Below are 21,405 nucleotides of genomic sequence, written 5' to 3'. Positions count from 1 at the left end.
CGAAAGATGGGGCGAATGATAGCGGGGCTGGCAGAAACGACAAACCCCGGATTTACCGGGGTTTGTCTTAGAGCCGTCGGACTATCAGCCGCGAGTGGCTTGGGCAGTCGGCAGGGCTTGCTTGGTGCGCCAGTGCGGCAGCGAATTCCAGTAGCGCTCGCCCTTGGCGTCGTCGTACATGCCTTCCCAACGGGAGATGACCAATACCGCCAGGGCATTACCGATCACGTTGAGGGCGGTACGCGCCATGTCCATGATGCGGTCCACACCGGCGATGAACGCCAGGCCTTCCAGCGGGATCCCGACGCTACCCAAGGTGGCCAGCAGCACCACGAAGGACACGCCCGGCACGCCGGCGATGCCTTTGGAGGTGACCATCAGAGTCAGCACCAGCATCAGTTGCTGACCGATCGACAGGTCAATGCCATACAGCTGGGCGATAAAGATTGCCGCGATGCTCTGGTACAAGGTCGAACCGTCGAGGTTGAACGAGTAACCGGTCGGCACCACGAAGCTGCAGATAGCCTTTGGCGCGCCATAAGCTTCCATCTTCTCGATCACGCGCGGCAGCACGGTTTCGGAACTGGCGGTGGAGTAAGCCAGTACCAGCTCATCTTTGAAGATGCGGATCAGCTTGAGAATCGAGAAGCCAAACAGTCGGGCGATCAGGCCCAGTACTGCAAAAGCGAAGAACAGGATGGCGACGTAAACCAGGATCACCAGCTTGGCCAGCGGCAGCAAGGAGGCAAAGCCAAAGTTAGCGACAGTCACTGCGATCAGTGCGAATACGCCGATCGGGGCGTACTTCATGATCATGTGGGTGACTTTGAACATGCTCTCGGACACGCCTTGGAACATGGTCACAAGCGGCTCACGCAGCTCAGGCTTGAGGCTCGACAGACCCAGGCCGAACAGCACTGAGAAGAAAATGATCGGCAGCATCTCGCCACGGGCAACAGCGGCGAAGATGTTCGACGGGATCAGGTTGAGGATGGTCTCGATAAACGCATGCTCATGCTGCACCTCGGCGGCGGTCGCCTGGTACTTGGAGATATCCACCGTACCGAGGGTACTCATGTCGATGCCCGCGCCCGGATGGAACAGGTTGGCCAGCAACAGGCCGACCACAATGGCGATGGTGGTGACGACTTCGAAGTAAAGGATGGTTTTGACGCCGATACGACCGAGCTTTTTCGCGTCACCGACACCGGCAATGCCGACTATCAACGAGGAAATCACAATCGGGATCACGATCATCTTGATCAGGCGGATAAAGATATCGCCCGCTGGCTGCAGCACGTTGCTGATCCACCAGGCCTTTTCAGCACTGAAATGGTTGAGCACTGCGCCGATTGCGATCCCCAGCACCAAACCGATGAGGATCTGCCAGGCGAGGCTTAGCTTTGCCTTCTTCATGTCATTACCCTTACTTCAAGTGAACTTAAGGCAAATGCGCCAGCTGGACCGCTCGAAAGCGAAAAAGTGTGTGCATCTGCCTCCATGAAAGGTCACCGCAGCGTGGCCGAAATGGCTTACTGGCAGGCGAAAAAAGGCGCAACTATTCCGATGCAAGGGAGCGACGTCTAATGCCGTAAACGCCTACCCTATGCCGAATCGGCATGACTTTTTTTCATAATAACTGTCCGAACGGTCAGTTCATATGCGACATATTGTCAGGTGAATATGCCGTGAACCGGCCAATTCAGGCTCGCGCAGAGATTCTGCACGTGTTTGGTGCGTTGGCAGAAATGCCTGGGAATCACGCGGCATTGCGTCAGAAATGTCCTATAGCGTCGACAAAACTTTCTCGATAGATGGTCGTCCCGACACACCAAGTAATGGTTGGGAACAAGCAAAAAGAAAATTCGCAGCTATGGGCGGCATAAAAGGCAGGGATGAAAGTCATAAGCCCGCCGCAAGTTCAGCAAGCAGGGGGCTTGTGAACTTGCGTCGCAGCTTTTCGCCTGACCCGGCCCTTGCGCAGGCACTCCCTGTACCCGTAGGTCACGCCGATCCCATTTGATCAGAGCAACCCAGCCCCTTGGTCATGCACCGCTCTTGGCGAGCGGTGCAAACAGAAAGAAGCAAGGGTGCTTCTTTCTATGGACGCTGGCCCCGTAGCCGGGACCTAGTACCAATTCGGATCTTTCTTCAGCTGCTCCATCAGCAGCTTCTGCATGCCTTCATCCGGCTTACCGATAAAACGGTAATCGGCATGGCGTGTTGGGGATTTATCTGCCGGCAAACCGGCGGGCACTTCCACCAACATGGCGTAGGCATCTTCCTTGTCGAAGCTGAAGGCGACGATCAGGCGCTTGTTCTTGCACGTGTCTGCAGTTTCGCAAAGCGGCCCGACCAAGTACTTGTCACCATCTTCTTCCACGGCGTTCATCTGCTCGGCTGTGCCTGACAGGTTCATCACCCATTCCGGCAAGCGCTCTTCTTTTTTCACCACGTCTTGCCAAGTCTCGCGGTACTGCGGGTCCGCGGTCAGCAATTGGTTGGCCCGGGATTGGCCGTCATTGGCGGCCATCGCCAGGCCGCTGCCGCCCAAGAGCAGGGCGACAGCCATGGTTTTAAAGCACAGAGTGGTCATATTCAGCCTCGGCCGCGACGACCAAAGAAGAACGAAGCAATGAACATCACCAGGAAGACTACGAACAGGATCTTAGCGATCCCAGTGGCGGTGCCCGCGATACCACCAAAGCCCAGAACTGCAGCCACAATGGCGATGATCAGAAATGTGATTGCCCAACTCAACATGGTGATTCTCCTTACGCTTCGATAGAGGTAACAGCGGTAGTGCCGTGCCGTACGGCCGCCCTACACAAGCGGCCGCTTTTATTGCCTAAAACACCCAACGTTCTTGGGTTGGCAGCTCGCCCAGGGTGGAATCCTGCTCGGCCACTCTCAATTGCGGTGCAGTTACATCAGCAGAAGCAGCACCGACGGTACGGCTGCCAATGGAACTGAAATGTGTCTGCGTCATCGCCGGACGTTCGAAATGCGGGGTTTGCTGCTGACTCTGCTGCCAATGTTGCATCTGCTGGCCTGCTATCAGCGTGACCATTACGGCCAAGCTGGCAAACATGCCTTGCTGTAAGCGCAGTGGCGATACACACAATTGGCTGAGGATTTGGCGAGTCATGCTGATGTTCTCCCGCATTTTGATTATTCATTGAGAGAGGTATTGCAGCGTGCATGCCAGCTTTTTTACAAAATAAAACCCAATGAAATCAGTAGCTTATGCATTAAAGACACAATGGCAGTGCAGCATCCTGCACGATCGCCCTTTATAGGCCGTGCGAAATGCACGACGGTCAGTGGTCGGATCAAAGGATCGAAAGCAACGGAGTAGTTGCCGAAGTGGCAAGAAGGCATGAAAACGCCATCAGGCGGGGCTTTGTAGGAAAAGATGCAGATACCTGCACGGCAATGCCTTTTATCAATCAGAATAAACCATGCAACTTGCCCGATTATTCCGGGACTAAACACCATCATTTATAGTTAAGGAGCGCGGGACAGATGGAATCAGCCAAGGAACTTCAAGGCCGCATTCTTTTAGTGGATGACGAGTCCGCGATCCTCCGCACCTTCCGTTATTGCCTGGAAGATGAAGGCTACACCGTCGCCACCGCCAACAGCGCCGCCCAGGCCGATGCCCTGATGCAACGCCAGGTGTTCGACCTGTGCTTCCTGGACCTGCGCCTGGGCGAAGACAACGGTCTGGATGTGCTGGCACATATGCGTATCCAGGCACCGTGGATGCGCGTGGTGATTGTCACCGCTCACTCCGCCGTCGATACCGCCGTGGACGCGATCCAGGCCGGTGCCGCCGATTACTTGGTCAAGCCTTGCAGCCCCGATCAACTGCGCCTCGCTACGGCCAAGCAATTGGAGGTGCGCCAACTTTCCGCGCGCTTGGAGGCTTTAGAAGGTGCAGTGCGCCAGCCCAAAGACGGCCTCGACTCTCATAGCCCGTCAATGATGGTGGTGCTGGAAACCGCGCGCCAGGTGGCGGGGACCGACGCCAACATCTTGATCCTTGGCGAATCAGGCACCGGTAAAGGCGAACTGGCCCGCGCTATTCACGGCTGGAGCAAACGCGCCAAGAAATCCTGCGTGACCATCAATTGCCCGTCGCTGACCGCTGAGCTGATGGAAAGCGAGCTATTCGGTCATAGCCGTGGCGCCTTCACCGGCGCCAGTGAGAGCACGCTGGGCCGCGTCAATCAGGCAGACGGTGGCACGCTGTTTCTTGATGAGATCGGCGATTTTCCGCTCACGTTGCAGCCCAAGTTACTGCGCTTTATCCAGGACAAGGAATACGAGCGCGTGGGCGACCCGGTCACCCGCCGGGCCGACGTGCGTATCCTCGCCGCCACCAACTTAAACCTGGAAGACATGGTGCGCGACGGACGTTTCCGTGAAGACTTGCTGTACCGCCTCAACGTCATCACCCTGCACTTGCCGCCGCTGCGCGAGCGCAGTGAAGACATCCTGACGCTGGCAGACCGTTTCCTGGCGCGCTTCGTCAAGGAATACGCCCGGCCGGCGCGGGGTTTCAGTGATCAAGCACGTGAAGCGCTGCTCAACTATCGCTGGCCCGGCAACATCCGTGAGCTGCGTAACGTGGTGGAGCGGGCGAGCATCATCTGCCCGCAGGAAAAGGTAGAAATCGTCCACCTAGGCATGGCCGAACAACCGACCAACAATGCACCGCGTATCGGGGCGGCGTTGAGTCTGGACGAGCTGGAGAAAGCCCATATCGGTGCGGTTCTGGCCACCAGCGACACCTTGGACCAGGCGGCACGCACCCTCGGCATCGACGCGTCGACCCTGTATCGCAAACGCAAACAGTACAACCTGTGAGCTGCACCCTATGAAGTTAGCGATGAAACTGCGCACTCGTTTATTCCTGAGCATTTCAGCGCTGATAACCGTCGCTCTGCTGGGGTTGATCCTGGGCTTAGTCAGCGTGATGCAGATGGCTAAGACCCAGGAATCGCTGATCCGCAGCAACTTTGTCACCCTGGACCTGGGCCTCAAACTGCGCCAGATCCTTGGCGACCAGTTGATCATGATGCTGGAGCAGCGCCCTGACCCCGAGGCGCTGCAAGCCTCCAAAAAACGTTACTTCGACTTGCTGGAACAGGGTATCGCCCACGAACAGCGCGATGGCCATGGCAACGGTTTCAGCCAGGCACGCCTCCAATACCAAGACTTGCTTGAAGCCTTCGACCAATCCCAGCAAGCGTCGCCGCCGCCGGGCAGCAAGGAAAAACTCACCGAAACCTTCAATGTGCTGCGCAACGGGCTGATTACCGAACATAAGCAGGCCCTGGATAACATCAGCGCCAGCGAGCATAAATCCCGTGAGCGGGCGTTGCTGATCGCTGGTTTGCTGGGGTTGGTGGGGCTCGCGGTGCTGATCATCGGATTTGTCACCGCCCATGGCATCGCCCGGCGATTCGGCGGGCCAATTGAGGCGCTGGCCAAAGCGGCGGACAAGATCGGCCAAGGTGATTTCGAGGTGACGCTGCCGATTTCTTCAGCAGCGGAAATGAACCTGTTAACCCGCCGTTTTGGCCTGATGGCCGAGGCGGTTCGTCAGCATCAAGCGACCAACGTTGACGAACTGCTGGCCGGCCAGCAGCGCCTGCAAGCTGTGTTAGACAGCATCGACGATGGCCTGCTGATGATTGACCGCCAAGGCCGCCTGGAACATCTCAACCCCGTCGCGCAGCGCCAGTTGGGCTGGGACGAGGAACGCCTCGGCCAAGGCCTGGGCGAAGCCCTGATGCGTCCCGAACTGGATGAACAGCTGCAAATGGTGCTGCGCGGCGGCAACCTGGAACGGGCGCCGGATGATCTGGAAGTGGAAGTCGAGGGCGAACTGCGCCTGCTGACCTACAGCCTCACACCTGTCAGCCATACCGAGGGGCATATTCTCGGGGCGGTCATGGTGCTGCACGACGTGACCGAACAGCGCGCCTTTGAACGGGTACGCAGCGAGTTCGTCCTGCGGGCATCCCACGAATTGCGCACGCCGGTGACTGGCATGCACATGGCGTTCGGCCTGTTCCGCGAACGTGCGAAATTCCCGGCGGACTCCCGCGAAGCGGACCTGCTGGATACGGTCAATGAAGAGATGCAGCGCCTGATGCAGTTGATCAACGACTTGCTCAATTTTTCGCGCTACCAGAACGGCCTGCAGAAACTCACCCTGGGCCCGTGCGACGTGACCGACCTGCTTGAAAACGCTCGTGCGCGCTTTGTGGAGCCCGCCAATGCGCAGAACATAGAGTTGCTGGTAGAGGTTCAATCCGACCTGCCACGCCTGTATGCCGACCAGGCGCAATTGGAGCGTGTGCTCGACAACCTTTTGGGCAACGCCCTGCGTCACACCGCCGACGGCGGGCAGATTCACCTGCAGGCTCGACGCCATGGCGAGCGGGTAATCATCAGTGTCGAGGACAATGGCGAAGGTATCGCCTATGGCCAACAAGGGCGCATCTTCGAACCCTTCGTCCAGGTGGGCCGCAAGAAAGGCGGCGCCGGCCTTGGACTGGCGCTGTGCAAAGAGATTGTGCAACTGCACGGCGGTCGCATGGGGGTGTATTCGCGGCCGGGGCAGGGCACTCAGTTCTACATGGCGTTACCGCTTTAACCTTTAGCGCCGGTTGAGGGCACGCAAAATAGCGGCACTTTCGGCGTCCGGCTCCCCAGCAAACAGGGAAGGCCGAAAACGCATCTGGAACGCCGCGATCACATGACGCGTTGCGACATCCAACACACCGGTCTGGGGTGTCGGGTAACCAAGAAGCGCCAACTCCTCCTGGAACCAGGTGATGCTCGGCAGTTCAGCAGCATATTGCACCTGAAAGCGCGCGACCGCCTGAGCATCCGGCCACACACCCAGACCTTCATCGGCCAGGCGCTTCCAAGGGAACAACGGTCCCGGGTCCAGCTTGCGCAGCGGCGCTATATCGCTGTGACCAATGATGTTCTTGGGGTCGATGCCATTGCGCTTGCTGATGTCCTTGAGCAGCACTACCAGCGATTTTACCTGGGCCTCGGAATACGGGTACCACAGGCGACCTGTGGGCGTGTCCTTATAGCCGGGGTTCACAATTTCGATCCCGATGGAGCTGGAGTTGAGCCAGGTACGCCCCATCCACTCGCTTTCGCCCGCGTGCCAGGCGCGTTGGCTTTCATCCACCAGCTTGTAGATGGTGGCAGAGGCGTCGTCGCCGATCAGGTAATGCGCACTGACCTCGCCGTGGGTCAGCAGGGCCAGTGATTGTTCAAGATTGGTGGAGGTGTAGTGGACAACCACGAACTGCACGCGATTGTCGTGGTTCGCCGAGGGGTGGCTGGTGTTCAGGCGGGGACCGCTGGCGCAGCCGGCGAGCAGAAGAAGCACAAAGGTGAAGTACAAGAATTTCATGGCGGAAGACAGCACGCTGAAGACGATAATGCAACAGTGTAACGTACGGTCCGTGGCCAAGCGGTCAAGTTACAAAATAGAACAACTTTTATGCCGCTTGCACTTGGTTACGACCTGCCGCTTTAGCCCGGTACAGCGCCTCATCCGCTCGTTTGAGCGCCAGGTCACTGCGTTCTCCCGGTTGGAATTGCGCCACCCCCATGGATACCGTAATCGTCACCGGCTCGCCCTTGAAGTGGAACGGGCAGGCCTCGATCGCCGCACGCAGCACTTCACCCACGCCCAAGGCATCCGACAGGGATGAATCAGGCATCAGCAGCACAAACTCTTCACCGCCAAACCGCGCGATGAAATCGTTGGAGCGCAGGCGCTTGCGCAGCACGTTGGCGATAATCTTCAGCACCTTGTCACCGGCCAGGTGGCCGTAGCCATCGTTGATGCGCTTGAAGTGGTCCAGGTCCAGCATCGCCAGCGACAAATTATTGCCGTGCTGGTGCCAAGCATTGACCTCATGGTCGAGGCGCTCGCTCCAGGCGGCGCGGTTGGGCAAGTCGGTGAGCGGATCGATCAGCGCCTTCTGGCGCTGCACCTCGAGGTGCTCGCGATAGCCCTGGGCCTCCTGCTCCATATTGGCAACCCGCTCGGCCAGCCCTTTCAAGCGCGCCGCCACTTCCTGCTCGCGTTGGTCACGCTGCTGCTGGTGCTCGTCCATGGTGCCCAGCAAACCCTCAAGATGGCTTTCCAGCACCTGCTTGAGGCTGTCCAAGTCCGCGGCGTCCTGCACACTGCTTTGCAGGCCGTCGACCTGCTCGCGAATCTGCGTGTCCAGCTCCCGGGCTGCGGAGCGGCTGTCGGCATGACCGTCGCTGGCCACTTGCAGGTGGCCCTGGAAGGCCTCAAGACGCTCGTTAAGCTGTTTCAGGTAGGCCTCGAACTCATGCTGGCCGCTGTCGGTGATCGCCAGCATCAGCACCGCCAAGTCATCAAGGATCGGCAGCAGTTCGTACCAGTTCAGACCGTGGGCCAGGCGCTCGCGCATGGCTTCGGCCTGTGGCCGATGGCGCTCGGGCAGTGACAGCTCTTCCAGCAGGCCGAGCAGGGTGTCTTCAATATGCTTGGCCACGGAGCTGTAGGACGGCTCGGGTGAGTCAGGCAGGGAATAGGGGCCGTCCGATTGCAGCTCGTTGGGGTCAGGCTCATCGACCTCCAACACAGGCGGGAGCGAGAGACTACCGATCACCGTCTCATCCGGCGTCTCGACCGCTACCGGCGGGGTCTCGATTAAGGCCGCGAGGGCGCTTTCGGCCGCTGGCTCTTCCTCCTGAGGCTGTGGCGCCTTAGGCGCTGGAGCTTCGGCGACAGGCGCAACCTCTGCCACCCTCTGCGCAGGCGCCTCGTACACAAACGCTTCGCTGGCGGCCTTGGCGGGTTCAGGTTGTGCAGCAACCGGCTCCTGAGTCTGCGGCGCAAAGGCCCGCAGGGCTTGCGTCAGTTCATCGTTTTGCTCAGGTTCCTGAGGCTCGGCGGCGGCGTGGGTCACAACGGGGGACGGCGCTGGGCTGGCAACGGGCTCAGTGGCTACCGTTTCGCTCGCGGCGTCCTTGGCACCAAACAGACGCTGCAACAAACCTGGCCCAGGACGCGGAGTTTCACCCTCCGGCTCCAGGTTATTCAGCGCCTGCCCTTGCAGGTTGCTCAGCTCGCTGAGCAACAAAGGAATCTCTCGAGCCTGGCTGACGCGGCCATCCAACTGCTTGGCAAAGGTTTTCAGCGGACGGGCTACCTCACGGGGCAGCGGCAACTTTTGCAACTGCGTAACCAGGGACGTCAGTGCGGTGCTCATCTGGTCAATGCGGGTTTCGCGGCGCTGCTCAGAATCGAGCACGGCTTTTTCCAGGCGCGGCAGCAAGGCCGCGAGGGCGGCGTCCATGTCGTCGGTGCGCACAACGTCGCGCATTTCCTTCATGCATTGATCAACGGCCCGGTCGGTACCTTCCGCCGCCAGCGTGCTACGCACCAGCCCGCGGCGCAGCAGATCAAGGCGTGCAGCCCAACGGCGTTCGAGCTTTTCTTGTTGCTCGATACTTAGCAGGTATTTTTCTTTCCAGCGCTGGGCGTCGTCGCTCATGCAAGGGGTCCGCGAGGGCCAGGGCTCAACGCGGGTAATGCATCTGCCGTGAGCGAGCCCGGCAGACGAATCTCTACCGCGACCGGCAGGTGATCGGAAATGGGCTGCGCCAGCACCTGCACACTTTCCAGTGTGAGGCTCGGGCTGAGCAGGATATGGTCAAGACAGCGTTGCGGTCGCCAGCTCGGAAACGTGGCTTCGACTTGCGGCGCCAATAGCCCTAGGTCGCGCAACGGGGAATTCTGCAGCAGGTCGTTGGCATGGGTGTTCATATCCCCCATCAGCACCTGATGCTTGTATTTGCCAATCAAATCGCGCACGTAAGCCAACTGAAGGTTGCGCGTACGCCCCCCGAGCGCCAAGTGCATCATTACCACCACCAAGGCTTCAGGCCCTTCGCCAAAACGCACGAGGATCGCCCCACGCCCCTTTGGACCCGGCAATGGATGGTCTTCGATGGCAGTCGGCTTCAAGCGGCTGAGCACACCATTGCTGTGCTGCGCCAAGCGCCCGAGGTTGCGATTGAGTTGCTGATACCAGTAGGGGAAAGCCCCAAGATGGGCTAGATGCTCGACCTGATTGATGTAGCCCGAGCGAATGCTGCCACCATCGGCTTCCTGCAAGGCGACCAGGTCGAAGTCACTCAACAGGTCGCCGATCTTCTGCAGGTTACCGGCCCGCCCGTTGTGGGGCAGCAAATGCTGCCAACCACGGGTGATGTAGTGACGGTACTTCTCGGTGCTGTTACCCACCTGGATATTGAAACTGAGCAGACGCAGACGATTGTCCGCCGGCAAGCCTGTCGATTCCAGGTGATGCTCATTGACCTGCGGGTCATGCAGGCCAACGACACGTTCGGTGGTGCCCCAGCGGCGCATGGGAAGCCCCTTACTTGGCTGCGCGCTCTTTGGCGATCAGCTGGTCTGCAACGTTGAGGGTATTTTCAGGACCACCAGTAGTGCCCAGGTCGAAACGGTATTTGCCGTTGACGATCATGGTCGGTACGCCTTGTACGCCGTACTTCTGCGCCAGTTCCTTGGCCTGCTTGATCTGGCCTTGGATGGCGAACGAGTTGAAGGTGGCCAGGAACTTGTCTTTGTCGACGCCTTGGGTCGCGACGAAGTCAGCCATTTCTTCTGGCTTGGTCAGGCGCTTGCCTTCTTTCTGGATCGCGTTGAATACCGCGTTGTGGACCTTGTGCTCCACGCCCATGGCTTCCAGGGTCAGGAACAGCTGGCCGTGGGCATCCCATGGACCGCCGAACATGGCCGGGATGCGCTTGAAGTTCACGTCTTTAGGCAGCTTCTCGACCCAAGGGTTGATGACCGGCTCAAACGCGTAGCAATGCGGGCAGCCGTACCAGAACAGCTCCACCACTTCAACCTTGCCCGGCACAGAAACAGGCACTGGATTGGCCAATTCCACGTAGGTTTTACCGGCTTCAAGCGGCACGTCGGCAGCCTGTGCGGTCATGCCGAAAAGGCTGACAGTGACGAGAGCGGCGCTGAGGATCAGATTACGCATGCTTTACTCCTGGACAAATAAAGTCGCCTCACGCGACCTTTAGGTGTGACAGGTCTACGCGGGCATGAGTTCGTTAGTGTAACGGCACCGGCCACAAAAAAGGGCGGCCTGGGCCACCCTTTTTATGCTTGCATCGCGGGATTAATCGAGCGTTAACGTTGCAGGCGCTTAGTGCAGGCCCTGGATGTAACTGGAGAGGGCTGCGATGTCTTCATCGCTCAGCTTGCGGGCGATGGTACGCATGATCGCCGCGTCGCCATCGTTAGCTCGACCACCTTCTTCCTTGCGGAAATCCGTCAGCTGCTTGGCGATGTATTGAGCGTGCTGACCACTCAAGTGAGGAAAGGCCGCTGCCGCAATACCCGCGCCGTTCGGTGAATGGCAGCCGGTGCAGGCCGGCAGGCCTTTATCCAGATTGCCACCGCGAAATAGCTTCTTGCCGCGTGCCACCAATTTAGGATCAGCAGCTCCCACGCTGCCCTTCTGGCTGGCAAAATACGCCGCGATGTCTGCCAGGTCCTGATCGCTGGAGTTCGCCAGTAGGCCGGTCATTTCCAGCACAGTGCGCTTGCCGCTCTTGATATCCTGCATCTGCTTGGTCAGGTAACGTTCACCCTGGCCAGCGAGTTTGGGGAAGTTCGGCGCCGGGCTGTTGCCATCCGGTCCGTGGCAGGCACCACACACAGCGGCTTTCGCTTGACCGGCAGTGGCATCACCTTTAATGGGGCCCTCTGCAGCGACGGCAGCGCCAGTGATGCCCAAGGTCAACAGCAGACTCACGATCAGTTTGTTCATCAGCTAATCCAACTACGGCTAAGGGTTTAAGAGTTATCTACCGGGTTTACTCACCATCAACTCAATGACGGCATGGTAATCCTCAGTACTGCAGTCCATGCACAAACCACGCGGCGGCATTGCCTTGAAACCCTCGGTCACGTGTCGCACTGTCGTGGCCACGCAAACTCGGTTGTACAGCGCTTCCGGTTCCTGTGTAGCCTGAGCGCCGTAAAGCGGGATCAGGGCACCAAAAGCGAGCAACCATCAGGTCATACATCGACCTTTTCAGGGCTTGAGAGCGTTTTGCGTTCTAATGCGCAATAAAGGTCTTTCGCTCCCGTGTACCTCATCCTTCGCTGGGACAAAGCACACACAAAATCTGCGGCATTATATACTGGCGCTACTGAAACGGAAACGACACCGCTTGCCGCACCCTTTCTCGGCACCGCCCACATCGGAAATCTCATGCAACTCAAGAATCCCATCCTAGGCCTGTGCCAACAGTCCACCTTTATGCTCAGCGCCGCCAAAGTAGACCAATGCCCCGATGACGAGGGCTTTGAAGTCGCCTTTGCCGGCCGTTCCAACGCCGGTAAGTCCAGCGCGCTGAACACCCTGACCCACGCCAGTCTCGCGCGCACGTCGAAAACACCGGGCCGCACGCAACTGCTCAATTTCTTCAAGCTAGACGATGATCGGCGTCTGGTCGACCTCCCAGGCTATGGTTATGCAAAAGTACCTATCCCGCTGAAGCTGCACTGGCAGCGTCACCTGGAGGCTTACCTGGGTGGCCGGGAGAGTTTGAAGGGTTTGATTCTGATGATGGACATCCGTCATCCAATGACTGACTTCGACCTGCTGATGCTCGACTGGGCCGTCGCCAGCGGCATGCCCATGCATATCCTGCTGACCAAAGCCGACAAGCTGACCTACGGCGCCGCCAAGAACACTCTGCTCAAAGTGCAGGCCGAAATCCGCAAAGGTTGGGGTGACACAATCACCATCCAGCTGTTCTCGGCGCCTAAGCGCATGGGTCTGGAAGAGGCCTACACCGTACTGGCAGGCTGGATGGAATTAGCAGACAAGGGCGCGGAAATCGCCGAGTAACTTTTCTGCGGGCAAAAAAAACCCCGGACTTCGTATGGGGAGGGGAAGTTCGGGGTTCAAGTTCTGGACCGCTAGGGCGGGGCCCAGATATCTGCCAACACTTAACACAACATAGGAGCATTGAAGGGCTTCACCACCCATTCAGTAACTCTGAGTAGCAGTTCACGGGTTAAGTTCCGGCGGTATCAGAAAACTATTGGAAATAACCAACGTCGACTTTTGAACTAAAGCACTCTGCCACCACGCCCGGTGGTGGCAAACGCCCGATATCAGTGTGCTTCGTCCCAGTTATCGCCAACGCCCACGTCGACCACCAACGGCACATCCAACTGTGCCGCCGCGCTCATGTGTTCGCGGATCTTCTCGCTGACCTGCTCGACCAAGTCCTCACGCACCTCAAGCACCAATTCGTCGTGTACCTGCAGGATCACCTTGGCATCGAGGCCCGAGTCGGTCAGCCAGTTATCCACCAGCACCATGGCTTTCTTGATGATGTCCGCCGCCGTGCCCTGCATCGGCGCGTTGATCGCGGTGCGTTCTGCAGCCGCGCGCTCCTGAGGCTTATTGGAATTGATATCCGGCAAATACAGCCGGCGACCGAAGAAGGTTTCCACGTACCCCTGATCGGCAGCCTGGGCGCGGGTGCGCTCCATGTAGTCGCGAACCCCTGGGTAGCGGGCGAAGTACACGTCGATGTAAGCCTTTGCAGTCTTGGTATCGACGCCGATGTCCTTGCCGAGCTTCTGTGCCCCCATGCCGTAGATCAGACCAAAGTTGATTGCCTTGGCACTGCGACGCTGATTGGACGTGACCTCAGCCAATTCGACCTTGAATACCTCAGCCGCCGTCGCGGTATGCACATCCAGGTCGTTGCGGAACGCATTCATAAGCCCCTCATCCTTGGACAAGTGCGCCATGATCCGCAGTTCGATCTGCGAATAGTCCGCCGCCAGCAGTTTGTAGCCCTTGGGCGCCACGAATGCCTGACGAATCCGCCGCCCTTCGGCGGTACGCACGGGGATGTTCTGCAGGTTCGGGTCACTGGAAGACAAGCGCCCGGTTGCCGCCACAGCCTGATGATATGACGTGTGAACACGCCCGGTGCGCGGGTTAATCTGCTCCGGCAGGCGATCGGTGTAAGTGCTTTTGAGCTTGCTCATGCTGCGGTACTGCATGAGTACCTTAGGCAGCGGATAGTCATCTTCGGCCAGCTTGGCGAGCACTTCTTCGGCGGTAGACGCCTGTCCTTTGCCAGTCTTCTTCAGCACCGGCAGACCCAGCTTTTCGTAGAGAATCGCCCCGAGTTGCTTAGGTGAACCCAGGTTGAATTCCTCACCAGCGATCTCGAAGGCCTGGCGTTCCAGCTCAACCATCTTGTTGCCCAACTCAATACTCTGAACGCCGAGCAACTTCGCATCGACCAAAGCGCCCTGGCGTTCGATGCGGGCCAGCACGGGTACCAAAGGTATTTCGATGTCCGTCAGCACACTGGCCAGGCTCGGGATAGCAGCGAGTTGCGCATGCAGTTCCTGATGCAACCGCAAGGTTACGTCAGCATCTTCGGCCGCATAGGGACCCGCTTGTTCAAGCGCGATCTGGTCAAACGTCAACTGCTTGGCGCCTTTGCCAGCGATGTCCTGGAAGCTGACAGTGTCGTAGTCCAGGTACTTCTTGGCCAAGCTGTCCATATCATGGCGCGTCGCGGTGGAGTTCAGCACGTAGGACTCAAGCATTGTGTCGAACGCGATGCCACGCACGGTGATGCCGTTTGCCGGGTCGCCGCCAATGGCGCAGTTGGCCAAGATATTCATGTCGAATTTGGCGTGCTGGCCAACCTTGAGCTTGGACGGATCTTCCAGCAACGGCTTCAAGGCCAGCAGTACGGTGTCACGATCCAGCTGTTCCGGCGCGCCAATGTAGGAGTGGGTCAGCGGGATGTACGCCGCTTCATGGGGCTGCACAGCGAAGGAAACCCCGACCAGTTGCGCCTGTTGGGCGTCGATCCCGGTAGTTTCAGTGTCGAAAGCGAACAACTTCGCGTCGTTTAGCTTCTTCAGCCAAAGATCGAACGTGGCCTGGTCGAGGATTGTGGTGTACGAGGCTTCTACGGGCGCTTGGGGTTCAACAGCTTTCTCAGCCACCGGTACCGCCTTCAGTTCAACACGCTTGGAATCGCGCTGAATCTCATCAATCCAGCTCTTGAACTCCAACAGCGTGTAAAGCTCCAGCAGCTTCTCGCGGTCTGGTTCAATCAGGTGCAGATCGTCCAATCCCACGTCCAGCGGCACATCAATCTTGATCGTCGCCAGTTGGTAGGAAAGAAACGCCATCTCCCGGTGCTCTTCAAGCTTGGCCGGCAGCGTCTTGGCACCACGGATCGGCAGAGTCGGCACAATATCCAACTGTTCATAAAGCTCTTTGAGGCCGCCATTCACACCCACCAGCAAGCCGGAAGCGGTCTTAGGACCAATCCCCGGAACGCCCGGGATGTTGTCGGACGAATCACCCATCAACGCCAGATAGTCGATGATCTGCTCCGGAGCGACGCCAAATTTCTCCTTTACGCCGTCCACGTCCATGGCGCTACCGGTCATGGTATTGACCAAGGTAATGTGCCCGTCGACCAACTGCGCCATGTCCTTATCGCCGGTGGAGATCACTACCGGACGGTCAGCCGCCGCGCTGCTGCGGGCCAGGGTGCCGATCACATCATCGGCCTCAACGCCTTCAACGCACAGCAGCGGGAAGCCCAAGGCGATCACACTCTGATGCAGCGGCTCAATCTGCACGCGCATGTCATCGGGCATGCTCGGACGGTTAGCCTTGTATTCGGCGTACATGTCATCACGAAAAGTCCCACCCTTGGCGTCGAACACCACCGCAAAGGGGCTGTCCGGGTACTGCTTGCGCAGGCTTTTGAGCATGTTCAACACGCCCTTGACCGCACCGGTCGGCAGGCCTTTGGAAGTGGTCAGCGGTGGCAGCGCGTGGAAGGCGCGGTACAGGTAAGAAGAACCGTCCACCAGGACGAGGGGCGCTTGGCTCATGAGCAGGATCAACCTTTTCGGCGGGTCTGGCGCTAGAATAGCCGGACCAATGAAAACAAAGGGACAAGGTTATCATGCGTACATTCAATCGCCTGCTGTTGACTGGCTTGATTGCACTCGCTCCGATGGCTGCCATGGCGGCAGACGATGCGCCTTCGGGCGACCCGGAAGTGACCATTCGCACGGAAGGCAACAGGACTATTCAGGAGTACCGTCAAAACGGCTTCCTGTATGCAATCAAGGTGACCGTTAAAGGTGCTCCTCCCTATTTCCTGGTGCGCGCGGACGGAACCGACGCAAACTTCATCCGCTCTGACCAGCCGGATATGCTGATCCCGTCATGGAAGATCTTCGAATGGAAATGATTTCTTAACTTCAATTGGCGCCGCCCACAGCGGCGCCCGTAATGGCAGTTTTAACCATGTCTGTGTTCACCCCCCTGGCTCGGCCCGAGCTGGAAACCTTTCTCGCCCCTTACGGGCTCGGCCGCCTGCTTGACTTCCAGGGGATTGCTGCCGGCAGCGAAAACACCAATTTCTTTATCAGCCTGGAGCAGGGCGAATTCGTCCTGACCCTCGTTGAGCGCGGCCCTGTCGCGGAGATGCCGTTCTTCATCGAACTGCTCGACGTGCTCCACGACGCCGATCTGCCTGTGCCATACGCCCTGCGGACCACCGATGGCATGGCTTTGCGCGAATTGAAGGGTAAACCGGCACTGCTGCAACCACGCCTGGCCGGCAAGCACATCAAAGACGCCAACGCACAGCATTGCGCCCAAGTAGGTGAGTTGCTTGGTCACCTGCACTTGGCGACGCAAGGCGAGAAGGTGCTGGAACGCAAAACTGATCGCGGCCTGGACTGGATGCTCAGCGAAGGTGCGCAGCTAATTTCGCATTTGAACGATGCACAGCAAAGCCTGCTGAACGCTGCATTGACTGAAATCGAAGCCCATAAGGCCGAGATTCTCGCCCTGCCGCGCGCCAACGTGCACGCCGACCTGTTCCGCGACAATGCAATGTTCGAAGGTACACACCTGACGGGCTTGATCGACTTCTACAATGCTTGCTCGGGCCCAATGCTCTACGACGTGGCAATCGCGCTGAATGACTGGTGTTCGGATGACGATGGTGTGATCGACGGACAACGCGCTCGTGCGTTGTTGGGCGCTTATGCTGGACTGCGACCGTTTACAGCGAAGGAAGCGGAGCTTTGGCCGACCATGTTGCGAGTGGCATGCGTGCGGTTCTGGCTGTCACGGCTGATTGCCGCTGAGTCATTTGCCGGCCAGGACGTGTTGATCCACGATCCCGCCGAGTTCGAACATCGGTTGGCGCAGCGCCAGCAGGTCACCGTCCACCTGCCATTCGCGCTCTAAGGACCAACCCGGTCAAAAATGTGGGAGGGGGCTTGCCCCCGATGGCGATGCATCAGTCAAATTATCATCGACTGAAGCGCCTTCATCGGGGGCAAGCCCCCTCCCACATTTGATCTTCGTTGTGAGGCTTACAACGACTCCAGGCAACCGGCCAAGTCATTCCCCAGCTTCTCCAGCACCTGCTCATAACCCTGAGCCGTCGCCGGTGTATACCCGCCCAACGCATCCAATTCAGCCAGTTTCACCGGCAGCCCGGCCACCAGCGTCTCTGCCAAGCGCGGGCGCAACGGCGGTTCACTGAACACGCAGGTCTTGCCCACTTCCTGCAAGCGAGTACGCATTGCCGCTACATGCTGGGCACCTGGCTGTACTTCGGAGGCGACGCTAAACACGCCGGTGTGCTTAAGCCCGTAAGCATCTTCGAAGTAATCAAAGGCTTCGTGGAACACGAAATAAGGCTTGTCGCCGATGCTCGCCATGCGTTTTTTCAGGCGTGCATCCAGGGCGTCCAGACGGCCGGCAAACGCCTTTGCGTTGCTCTGGTAACGCTCGGCATTCACTGGGTCAGCGGCGCTCAGGTCGGCTGCCATACGTGCAGCAATCACCCGGGCGTTTACCGTGGACAACCACAAATGCGCATCCAGGCTGCCCGGGCGGTGATCGTGGTCATGTTCGTCGGCATCGTCAGCGTGAGAATGGCTATCTTCGCCGAAACGACGCAGTTTCATTCCCGGCAAGTCTTGCACCGCTACCGTCGTCGCTGTACGACCTTTCAACACGCGAGGCAGGAAACTCTCCATATCCGGCCCAATCCAGTACAGCAGATCCACCGACTGCACACGCCGTACGTCGGATGGGCGCAACGCGAAGTTATGCGGCGATGCGCCGGGGGGCAACAACACCTCCGGCACGGCCACGCCGTCCTGCACAGCCGCGGCTATCAACTGCAGAGGCTTGATGCTGGTGAGTACCCGTACCTCGGCCTGAACTGTGCCTGCGATGAACAAACTGGTGATGAAAACGACAAAAACGGGAAAAAGTCGGGACACGATGACCACTCAATGACGTAGGAACGGGTAACATAATAACGTCTCTATCAAATATCTGTCGCCGCTCATGCCTAAAACACCGCTTGCCAGCCGTCCCCACGACCACTCTCACTGCGTGCACACCGCGCTGTCGGAAGCCGACACCCTGTGTGCGCAGAAAGGCCTGCGCCTGACCGCCTTGCGTCGCCGGGTGCTGGAACTCGTGTGGCAGAGCCACAAGCCGCTGGGCGCCTATGACATTCTGGGCGTGCTCAGCGAGCAGGACGGCCGCCGCGCCGCGCCTCCAACCGTGTACCGCGCGCTGGACTTCCTGTTGGAAAACGGCCTGGTACACCGCATCGCATCGCTCAACGCCTTTGTCGGCTGCAACCACCCAGAGCACGCACACCAGGGTCAGTTCCTCATCTGTCGCGAGTGCCACGCCGCCATCGAACTTGAACAAAAAAGCATCAGTGACGCCATTATCACAAGCTCCGCCGACGTTGGCTTCAGGGTCGAAGGGCAAACGGTCGAAGTGGTCGGCCTGTGCGCGGGCTGCCAGGGGGCTTGATGAGCAACGCTTTAATCCGACTGGAGCAGGTTGGGGTCACGTTCGCCGGGCAAAGCGTGCTGGATAACATCGCACTGAGCGTAGAGCCGGGGCAGATCGTTACCCTGATCGGCCCAAATGGCGCCGGCAAGACCACCCTGGTGCGTGCCGTGCTTGGCCTGCTCAAGCCCGACAGCGGCAGCGTATGGCGCAAGCCCAAGCTGCGCGTCGGTTACATGCCGCAGAAGCTTCACGTCGACCCGACCTTGCCCCTCTCTGTACTTCGCTTCCTGCGCCTGGTGCCTGGCGTAGACCGTGTCCGCGCACAGGCTGCACTTAAGGAAGTCGGCGCCGAACAAGTGATCGACAGCCCGGTGCAGAGCATCTCCGGCGGCGAAATGCAGCGCGTATTGCTGGCCCGCGCCCTGCTGCGCGAGCCCGAGTTGCTGGTGCTCGATGAGCCCGTGCAGGGCGTCGACGTCGCCGGCCAGGCCGAGTTGTACAGCCTGATCACACGCCTGCGCGACCGCCACGGCTGCGGCGTGCTGATGGTCTCTCACGACCTGCACCTGGTCATGAGCACCACTGACCAAGTGGTGTGCCTCAACCGCCACGTGTGCTGCTCCGGCCACCCGGAACAGGTCAGCGGCGACCCGGCGTTTGTCGAGTTGTTCGGCAAAAATGCCCAGAGCCTGGCGATCTACCACCACCATCACGACCACGCCCATGACCTGCATGGCGCTGTGGTTGACGACCCGGCCACACCTCATACCCACGTTCATGGAGATAGCTGCAAGCATGGCTGATTTTCTGCTTTACGCCCTGCTGGCAGGCTTGGCTTTGGCGCTAGTGGCTGGCCCGCTGGGCTCATTCGTGGTCTGGCGTCGCATGGCGTACTTTGGCGACACCTTGTCCCACGCCGCGCTGCTGGGCGTGGCGATGGGTTTCCTGCTGGATGTAAGCCCGACCATCGCAGTGACCGTAGGCTGCCTGCTGCTGGCGGTGCTGCTGGTAACCCTGCAACAGCGCCAGCCGCTGGCCTCGGACACCCTGCTGGGCATTCTGGCGCCGAGCACGTTGTCACTAGGCCTGGTCGTACTGAGCTTTATGCATGAAGTCCGCATCGACCTGATGGCCTATCTGTTCGGCGATCTGTTGGCGATCAGCCCAACGGACCTGGCCTGGATCCTCGGCGGCAGTGCTGCTGTTCTGGTACTTCTGGTAGTCCTGTGGCGCCCACTGCTGGCAATCACGGTGCATGAAGAACTGGCCAGGGTCGAAGGCTTGCCCGTATCGGCTTTGCGCATGGCCCTAATGTTGTTGATCGCCGTGGTGATCGCTGTCGCGATGAAGATTGTCGGCGTATTGTTGATCACGTCGCTGCTGATCATCCCCGCCGCCGCCGCCCAACGCCACGCCCGCTCACCCGAGCAGATGGCCATCGGTGCAAGCCTTCTGGGGATGCTAGCAGTGTGCGGAGGCCTGGCGCTGTCCTGGTTCAAGGACACGCCAGCCGGACCATCGATTGTGGTCGCGGCCGCCGCCCTGTTTCTGCTGAGTTTTGTCCTGCCCCGTCGAGGGGTGTAGACTTGCTCGCTTTTTGCGCAAATAGAGAGTCGCAGGAATGAAGCCGTTCACCTCCCGTTATCTGCTCCTTGCCGCATTTTCCCTGCTGCTGGGCGCCTGCCAAAGCACACCGCCCGCCGCCCCCGAGGCTCCGGACCCACGTGCTGCGGCCATCGCGCAGCTGGAGCAAAACCTCGCCAGCAGCGAGCTTGCCACTGCCGAAGACCAGTTGGCAGCGTTGCAGGCCCAGTCGCCTAACGACCCGACACTAGAGCCTTATCAGCGCCAATTGGCCGAAGCCTACCTGCAGCGCAGCCAGATCGTGCTGCAAAAAGGTGACGTCAACGCCGCCGCCACCGCCCTGAGCCGCGCCCGCGCGCTGATGCCCAAGGCGCCAGCCCTGACCGGCGGCGTCAACAGCGCTATTACCCACGCCCGCAAGGTCGAACTGGATAAAGCCGAAGAGGCGCTCAAGGCCGCCGAGGCCAAGCCCGCCGCCAAGGTCATCGACCCGGCGGCGCCCAGCACCACGGTGGCCTTGAACCTCACCAATATCGAAGAATTGCGCCATCAACTGGATGCGATTGCCACCGACGTGGTGAATTACCAGTGCGACGTGAGCATTCAGGCGCCACGCACCGAGGATTACCCGTGGTTGGCTACGCTGCTGACCAAACGGGTGAAACGCATTGATTCGGCGTATGAGCTGAAGATTCACAGGCAGATTCTGAAACACATCCCGGCGCAGGTTGTGTTGATTCCGCGCAGGGCGCAATAAACGCATCGGGAGCATGCCCCCTCCCACATTTTGAGTGTATTCACAGTTCAAAATGTGGGAGGGGCATGCTCCCGA

The 21,405-nt window shown here is 59.2% G+C and carries 21 protein-coding genes; 9 read left to right on the top strand and 12 right to left on the bottom strand.

The window, feature by feature from the left end:
• Positions 1–84: 84 nt before the first annotated feature.
• The 4 genes from gltP to CKW32_RS15105 form a co-directional block, all read right to left on the bottom strand.
• Positions 85–1,416: a glutamate/aspartate:proton symporter GltP gene (gene gltP, locus CKW32_RS15120; RefSeq protein ID WP_032885038.1), complete on the bottom strand. Its 1,332-nt coding sequence runs from the start codon at positions 1,414–1,416 to the stop codon at positions 85–87.
• Between the two features lie 712 nt (positions 1,417–2,128).
• Positions 2,129–2,596 carry an inhibitor of vertebrate lysozyme family protein gene (locus tag CKW32_RS15115; protein ID WP_032885040.1) on the bottom strand — a complete coding sequence of 156 codons (468 nt, stop codon included), beginning with the start codon at positions 2,594–2,596 and terminating at the stop codon, positions 2,129–2,131.
• A gap of 2 nt (positions 2,597–2,598) precedes the next feature.
• Positions 2,599–2,763: a DUF1328 domain-containing protein gene (locus CKW32_RS15110; RefSeq protein WP_003170804.1), complete on the bottom strand. Its 165-nt coding sequence runs from the start codon at positions 2,761–2,763 to the stop codon at positions 2,599–2,601.
• 85 nt (positions 2,764–2,848) lie between these two features.
• Complete coding sequence (locus CKW32_RS15105; RefSeq protein ID WP_032885189.1) at positions 2,849–3,148, bottom strand: hypothetical protein; 300 nt, start codon at positions 3,146–3,148, stop codon at positions 2,849–2,851.
• Positions 3,149–3,525: 377 nt separating this feature from the next.
• Here CKW32_RS15105 and algB point away from each other — a divergent pair, with 377 nt between their 5' ends.
• Entirely contained in the window at positions 3,526–4,872 is a 1,347-nt protein-coding gene (algB, locus tag CKW32_RS15100) for a sigma-54-dependent response regulator transcription factor AlgB (protein ID WP_032885041.1), read from the top strand.
• A 10-nt stretch (positions 4,873–4,882) separates the two neighbouring features.
• Positions 4,883–6,670, top strand: a complete 1,788-nt coding sequence (locus CKW32_RS15095; protein ID WP_032885043.1) for an ATP-binding protein — start codon at positions 4,883–4,885, stop codon at positions 6,668–6,670.
• A gap of 3 nt (positions 6,671–6,673) precedes the next feature.
• Here CKW32_RS15095 and CKW32_RS15090 read toward each other — a convergent pair whose 3' ends face one another.
• From CKW32_RS15090 to CKW32_RS28600, 6 genes are all read right to left on the bottom strand, one after another.
• Positions 6,674–7,450 (bottom strand): N-acetylmuramoyl-L-alanine amidase, encoded by a 777-nt coding sequence (locus CKW32_RS15090; protein ID WP_095185304.1) that lies wholly within the window; start codon positions 7,448–7,450, stop codon positions 6,674–6,676.
• 88 nt (positions 7,451–7,538) lie between these two features.
• On the bottom strand, positions 7,539–9,578 hold the full coding sequence (locus tag CKW32_RS15085) for a diguanylate cyclase (protein WP_095185303.1): 2,040 nt from the start codon (positions 9,576–9,578) through the stop codon (positions 7,539–7,541).
• Entirely contained in the window at positions 9,575–10,456 is an 882-nt protein-coding gene (locus tag CKW32_RS15080; protein WP_032885046.1) for an endonuclease/exonuclease/phosphatase family protein, read from the bottom strand. The genes CKW32_RS15085 and CKW32_RS15080 overlap by 4 nt, the downstream gene beginning before the upstream one ends.
• A 10-nt stretch (positions 10,457–10,466) precedes the next feature.
• Complete coding sequence (gene dsbA, locus CKW32_RS15075) at positions 10,467–11,102, bottom strand: thiol:disulfide interchange protein DsbA (protein ID WP_032885047.1); 636 nt, start codon at positions 11,100–11,102, stop codon at positions 10,467–10,469.
• 168 nt (positions 11,103–11,270) lie between these two features.
• The gene (locus CKW32_RS15070; protein ID WP_095185302.1) at positions 11,271–11,897 is read right to left on the bottom strand and encodes a cytochrome c; all 627 of its coding nucleotides are present in this window, start codon (positions 11,895–11,897) and stop codon (positions 11,271–11,273) included.
• Positions 11,898–11,930: 33 nt separating this feature from the next.
• Positions 11,931–12,140, bottom strand: a complete 210-nt coding sequence (locus CKW32_RS28600; protein WP_233896924.1) for a cytochrome — start codon at positions 12,138–12,140, stop codon at positions 11,931–11,933.
• A gap of 204 nt (positions 12,141–12,344) precedes the next feature.
• Between CKW32_RS28600 and yihA the strand changes: the two genes are divergently transcribed.
• Positions 12,345–12,986, top strand: a complete 642-nt coding sequence (yihA, locus tag CKW32_RS15060) for a ribosome biogenesis GTP-binding protein YihA/YsxC (protein ID WP_032885049.1) — start codon at positions 12,345–12,347, stop codon at positions 12,984–12,986.
• A 269-nt stretch (positions 12,987–13,255) separates the two neighbouring features.
• Here the strand turns inward: yihA and polA are convergent, their stop codons facing one another.
• Positions 13,256–16,033 (bottom strand): DNA polymerase I, encoded by a 2,778-nt coding sequence (gene polA / locus CKW32_RS15055; RefSeq protein ID WP_095185301.1) that lies wholly within the window; start codon positions 16,031–16,033, stop codon positions 13,256–13,258.
• Between the two features lie 74 nt (positions 16,034–16,107).
• On the opposite strand from polA, the gene CKW32_RS15050 reads away from it, so the two are divergent.
• Positions 16,108–16,398, top strand: a complete 291-nt coding sequence (locus CKW32_RS15050; RefSeq protein ID WP_032885051.1) for a DUF2782 domain-containing protein — start codon at positions 16,108–16,110, stop codon at positions 16,396–16,398.
• A 56-nt stretch (positions 16,399–16,454) separates the two neighbouring features.
• Positions 16,455–17,408, top strand: a complete 954-nt coding sequence (locus CKW32_RS15045; protein WP_095185300.1) for a homoserine kinase — start codon at positions 16,455–16,457, stop codon at positions 17,406–17,408.
• A gap of 128 nt (positions 17,409–17,536) precedes the next feature.
• Here the strand turns inward: CKW32_RS15045 and CKW32_RS15040 are convergent, their stop codons facing one another.
• Entirely contained in the window at positions 17,537–18,466 is a 930-nt protein-coding gene (locus tag CKW32_RS15040) for a zinc ABC transporter substrate-binding protein (RefSeq protein WP_032885054.1), read from the bottom strand.
• A gap of 58 nt (positions 18,467–18,524) precedes the next feature.
• Between CKW32_RS15040 and zur the strand changes: the two genes are divergently transcribed.
• From zur to CKW32_RS15020, 4 genes are read left to right on the top strand one after another with little or no spacing between them, the layout of a single operon-like run.
• Positions 18,525–19,007 carry a zinc uptake transcriptional repressor Zur gene (zur, locus tag CKW32_RS15035; RefSeq protein WP_032885055.1) on the top strand — a complete coding sequence of 161 codons (483 nt, stop codon included), beginning with the start codon at positions 18,525–18,527 and terminating at the stop codon, positions 19,005–19,007.
• Positions 19,007–19,792 carry a zinc ABC transporter ATP-binding protein ZnuC gene (znuC, locus tag CKW32_RS15030; RefSeq protein WP_032885056.1) on the top strand — a complete coding sequence of 262 codons (786 nt, stop codon included), beginning with the start codon at positions 19,007–19,009 and terminating at the stop codon, positions 19,790–19,792. Before zur ends, znuC begins: the two co-directional genes overlap by 1 nt.
• Positions 19,785–20,573 (top strand): zinc ABC transporter permease subunit ZnuB, encoded by a 789-nt coding sequence (gene znuB / locus CKW32_RS15025; protein WP_032885058.1) that lies wholly within the window; start codon positions 19,785–19,787, stop codon positions 20,571–20,573. Before znuC ends, znuB begins: the two co-directional genes overlap by 8 nt.
• Positions 20,574–20,610: 37 nt before the next feature.
• Positions 20,611–21,330 (top strand): PA5502 family lipoprotein, encoded by a 720-nt coding sequence (locus CKW32_RS15020; RefSeq protein WP_095185299.1) that lies wholly within the window; start codon positions 20,611–20,613, stop codon positions 21,328–21,330.
• The last annotated feature ends 75 nt before the right edge of the window (positions 21,331–21,405 follow it).

It is taken from the genome of Pseudomonas sp. Irchel 3H9 (assembly GCF_900187495.1).
GTDB lineage: Bacteria > Pseudomonadota > Gammaproteobacteria > Pseudomonadales > Pseudomonadaceae > Aquipseudomonas > Aquipseudomonas sivasensis.
This window is presented reverse-complemented; position numbering and strand designations above follow the sequence as displayed.

Bases quoted from the DNA above. Each gene is read 5' to 3' on its own strand.
- CKW32_RS15115 (WP_032885040.1), bottom strand. From the start codon at position 2,596: ATGACCACTCTGTGCTTTAAAACCATGGCTGTCGCCCTGCTCTTGGGC.
- CKW32_RS15045 (WP_095185300.1), top strand. From the start codon at position 16,455: ATGTCTGTGTTCACCCCCCTGGCTCGGCCCGAGCTGGAAACCTTTCTC.
- dsbA (WP_032885047.1), bottom strand. From the start codon at position 11,102: ATGCGTAATCTGATCCTCAGCGCCGCTCTCGTCACTGTCAGCCTTTTC.
- znuB (WP_032885058.1), top strand. From the start codon at position 19,785: ATGGCTGATTTTCTGCTTTACGCCCTGCTGGCAGGCTTGGCTTTGGCG.
- CKW32_RS15095 (WP_032885043.1), top strand. From the start codon at position 4,883: ATGAAGTTAGCGATGAAACTGCGCACTCGTTTATTCCTGAGCATTTCA.
- CKW32_RS15090 (WP_095185304.1), bottom strand. From the start codon at position 7,450: ATGAAATTCTTGTACTTCACCTTTGTGCTTCTTCTGCTCGCCGGCTGC.
- algB (WP_032885041.1), top strand. From the start codon at position 3,526: ATGGAATCAGCCAAGGAACTTCAAGGCCGCATTCTTTTAGTGGATGAC.
- CKW32_RS15085 (WP_095185303.1), bottom strand. From the start codon at position 9,578: ATGAGCGACGACGCCCAGCGCTGGAAAGAAAAATACCTGCTAAGTATC.
- CKW32_RS15080 (WP_032885046.1), bottom strand. From the start codon at position 10,456: ATGCGCCGCTGGGGCACCACCGAACGTGTCGTTGGCCTGCATGACCCG.
- CKW32_RS15105 (WP_032885189.1), bottom strand. From the start codon at position 3,148: ATGACTCGCCAAATCCTCAGCCAATTGTGTGTATCGCCACTGCGCTTA.
- gltP (WP_032885038.1), bottom strand. From the start codon at position 1,416: ATGAAGAAGGCAAAGCTAAGCCTCGCCTGGCAGATCCTCATCGGTTTG.
- CKW32_RS15110 (WP_003170804.1), bottom strand. From the start codon at position 2,763: ATGTTGAGTTGGGCAATCACATTTCTGATCATCGCCATTGTGGCTGCA.
- CKW32_RS15050 (WP_032885051.1), top strand. From the start codon at position 16,108: ATGCGTACATTCAATCGCCTGCTGTTGACTGGCTTGATTGCACTCGCT.
- CKW32_RS15020 (WP_095185299.1), top strand. From the start codon at position 20,611: ATGAAGCCGTTCACCTCCCGTTATCTGCTCCTTGCCGCATTTTCCCTG.
- znuC (WP_032885056.1), top strand. From the start codon at position 19,007: ATGAGCAACGCTTTAATCCGACTGGAGCAGGTTGGGGTCACGTTCGCC.
- zur (WP_032885055.1), top strand. From the start codon at position 18,525: ATGCCTAAAACACCGCTTGCCAGCCGTCCCCACGACCACTCTCACTGC.
- CKW32_RS15070 (WP_095185302.1), bottom strand. From the start codon at position 11,897: ATGAACAAACTGATCGTGAGTCTGCTGTTGACCTTGGGCATCACTGGC.
- polA (WP_095185301.1), bottom strand. From the start codon at position 16,033: ATGAGCCAAGCGCCCCTCGTCCTGGTGGACGGTTCTTCTTACCTGTAC.
- yihA (WP_032885049.1), top strand. From the start codon at position 12,345: ATGCAACTCAAGAATCCCATCCTAGGCCTGTGCCAACAGTCCACCTTT.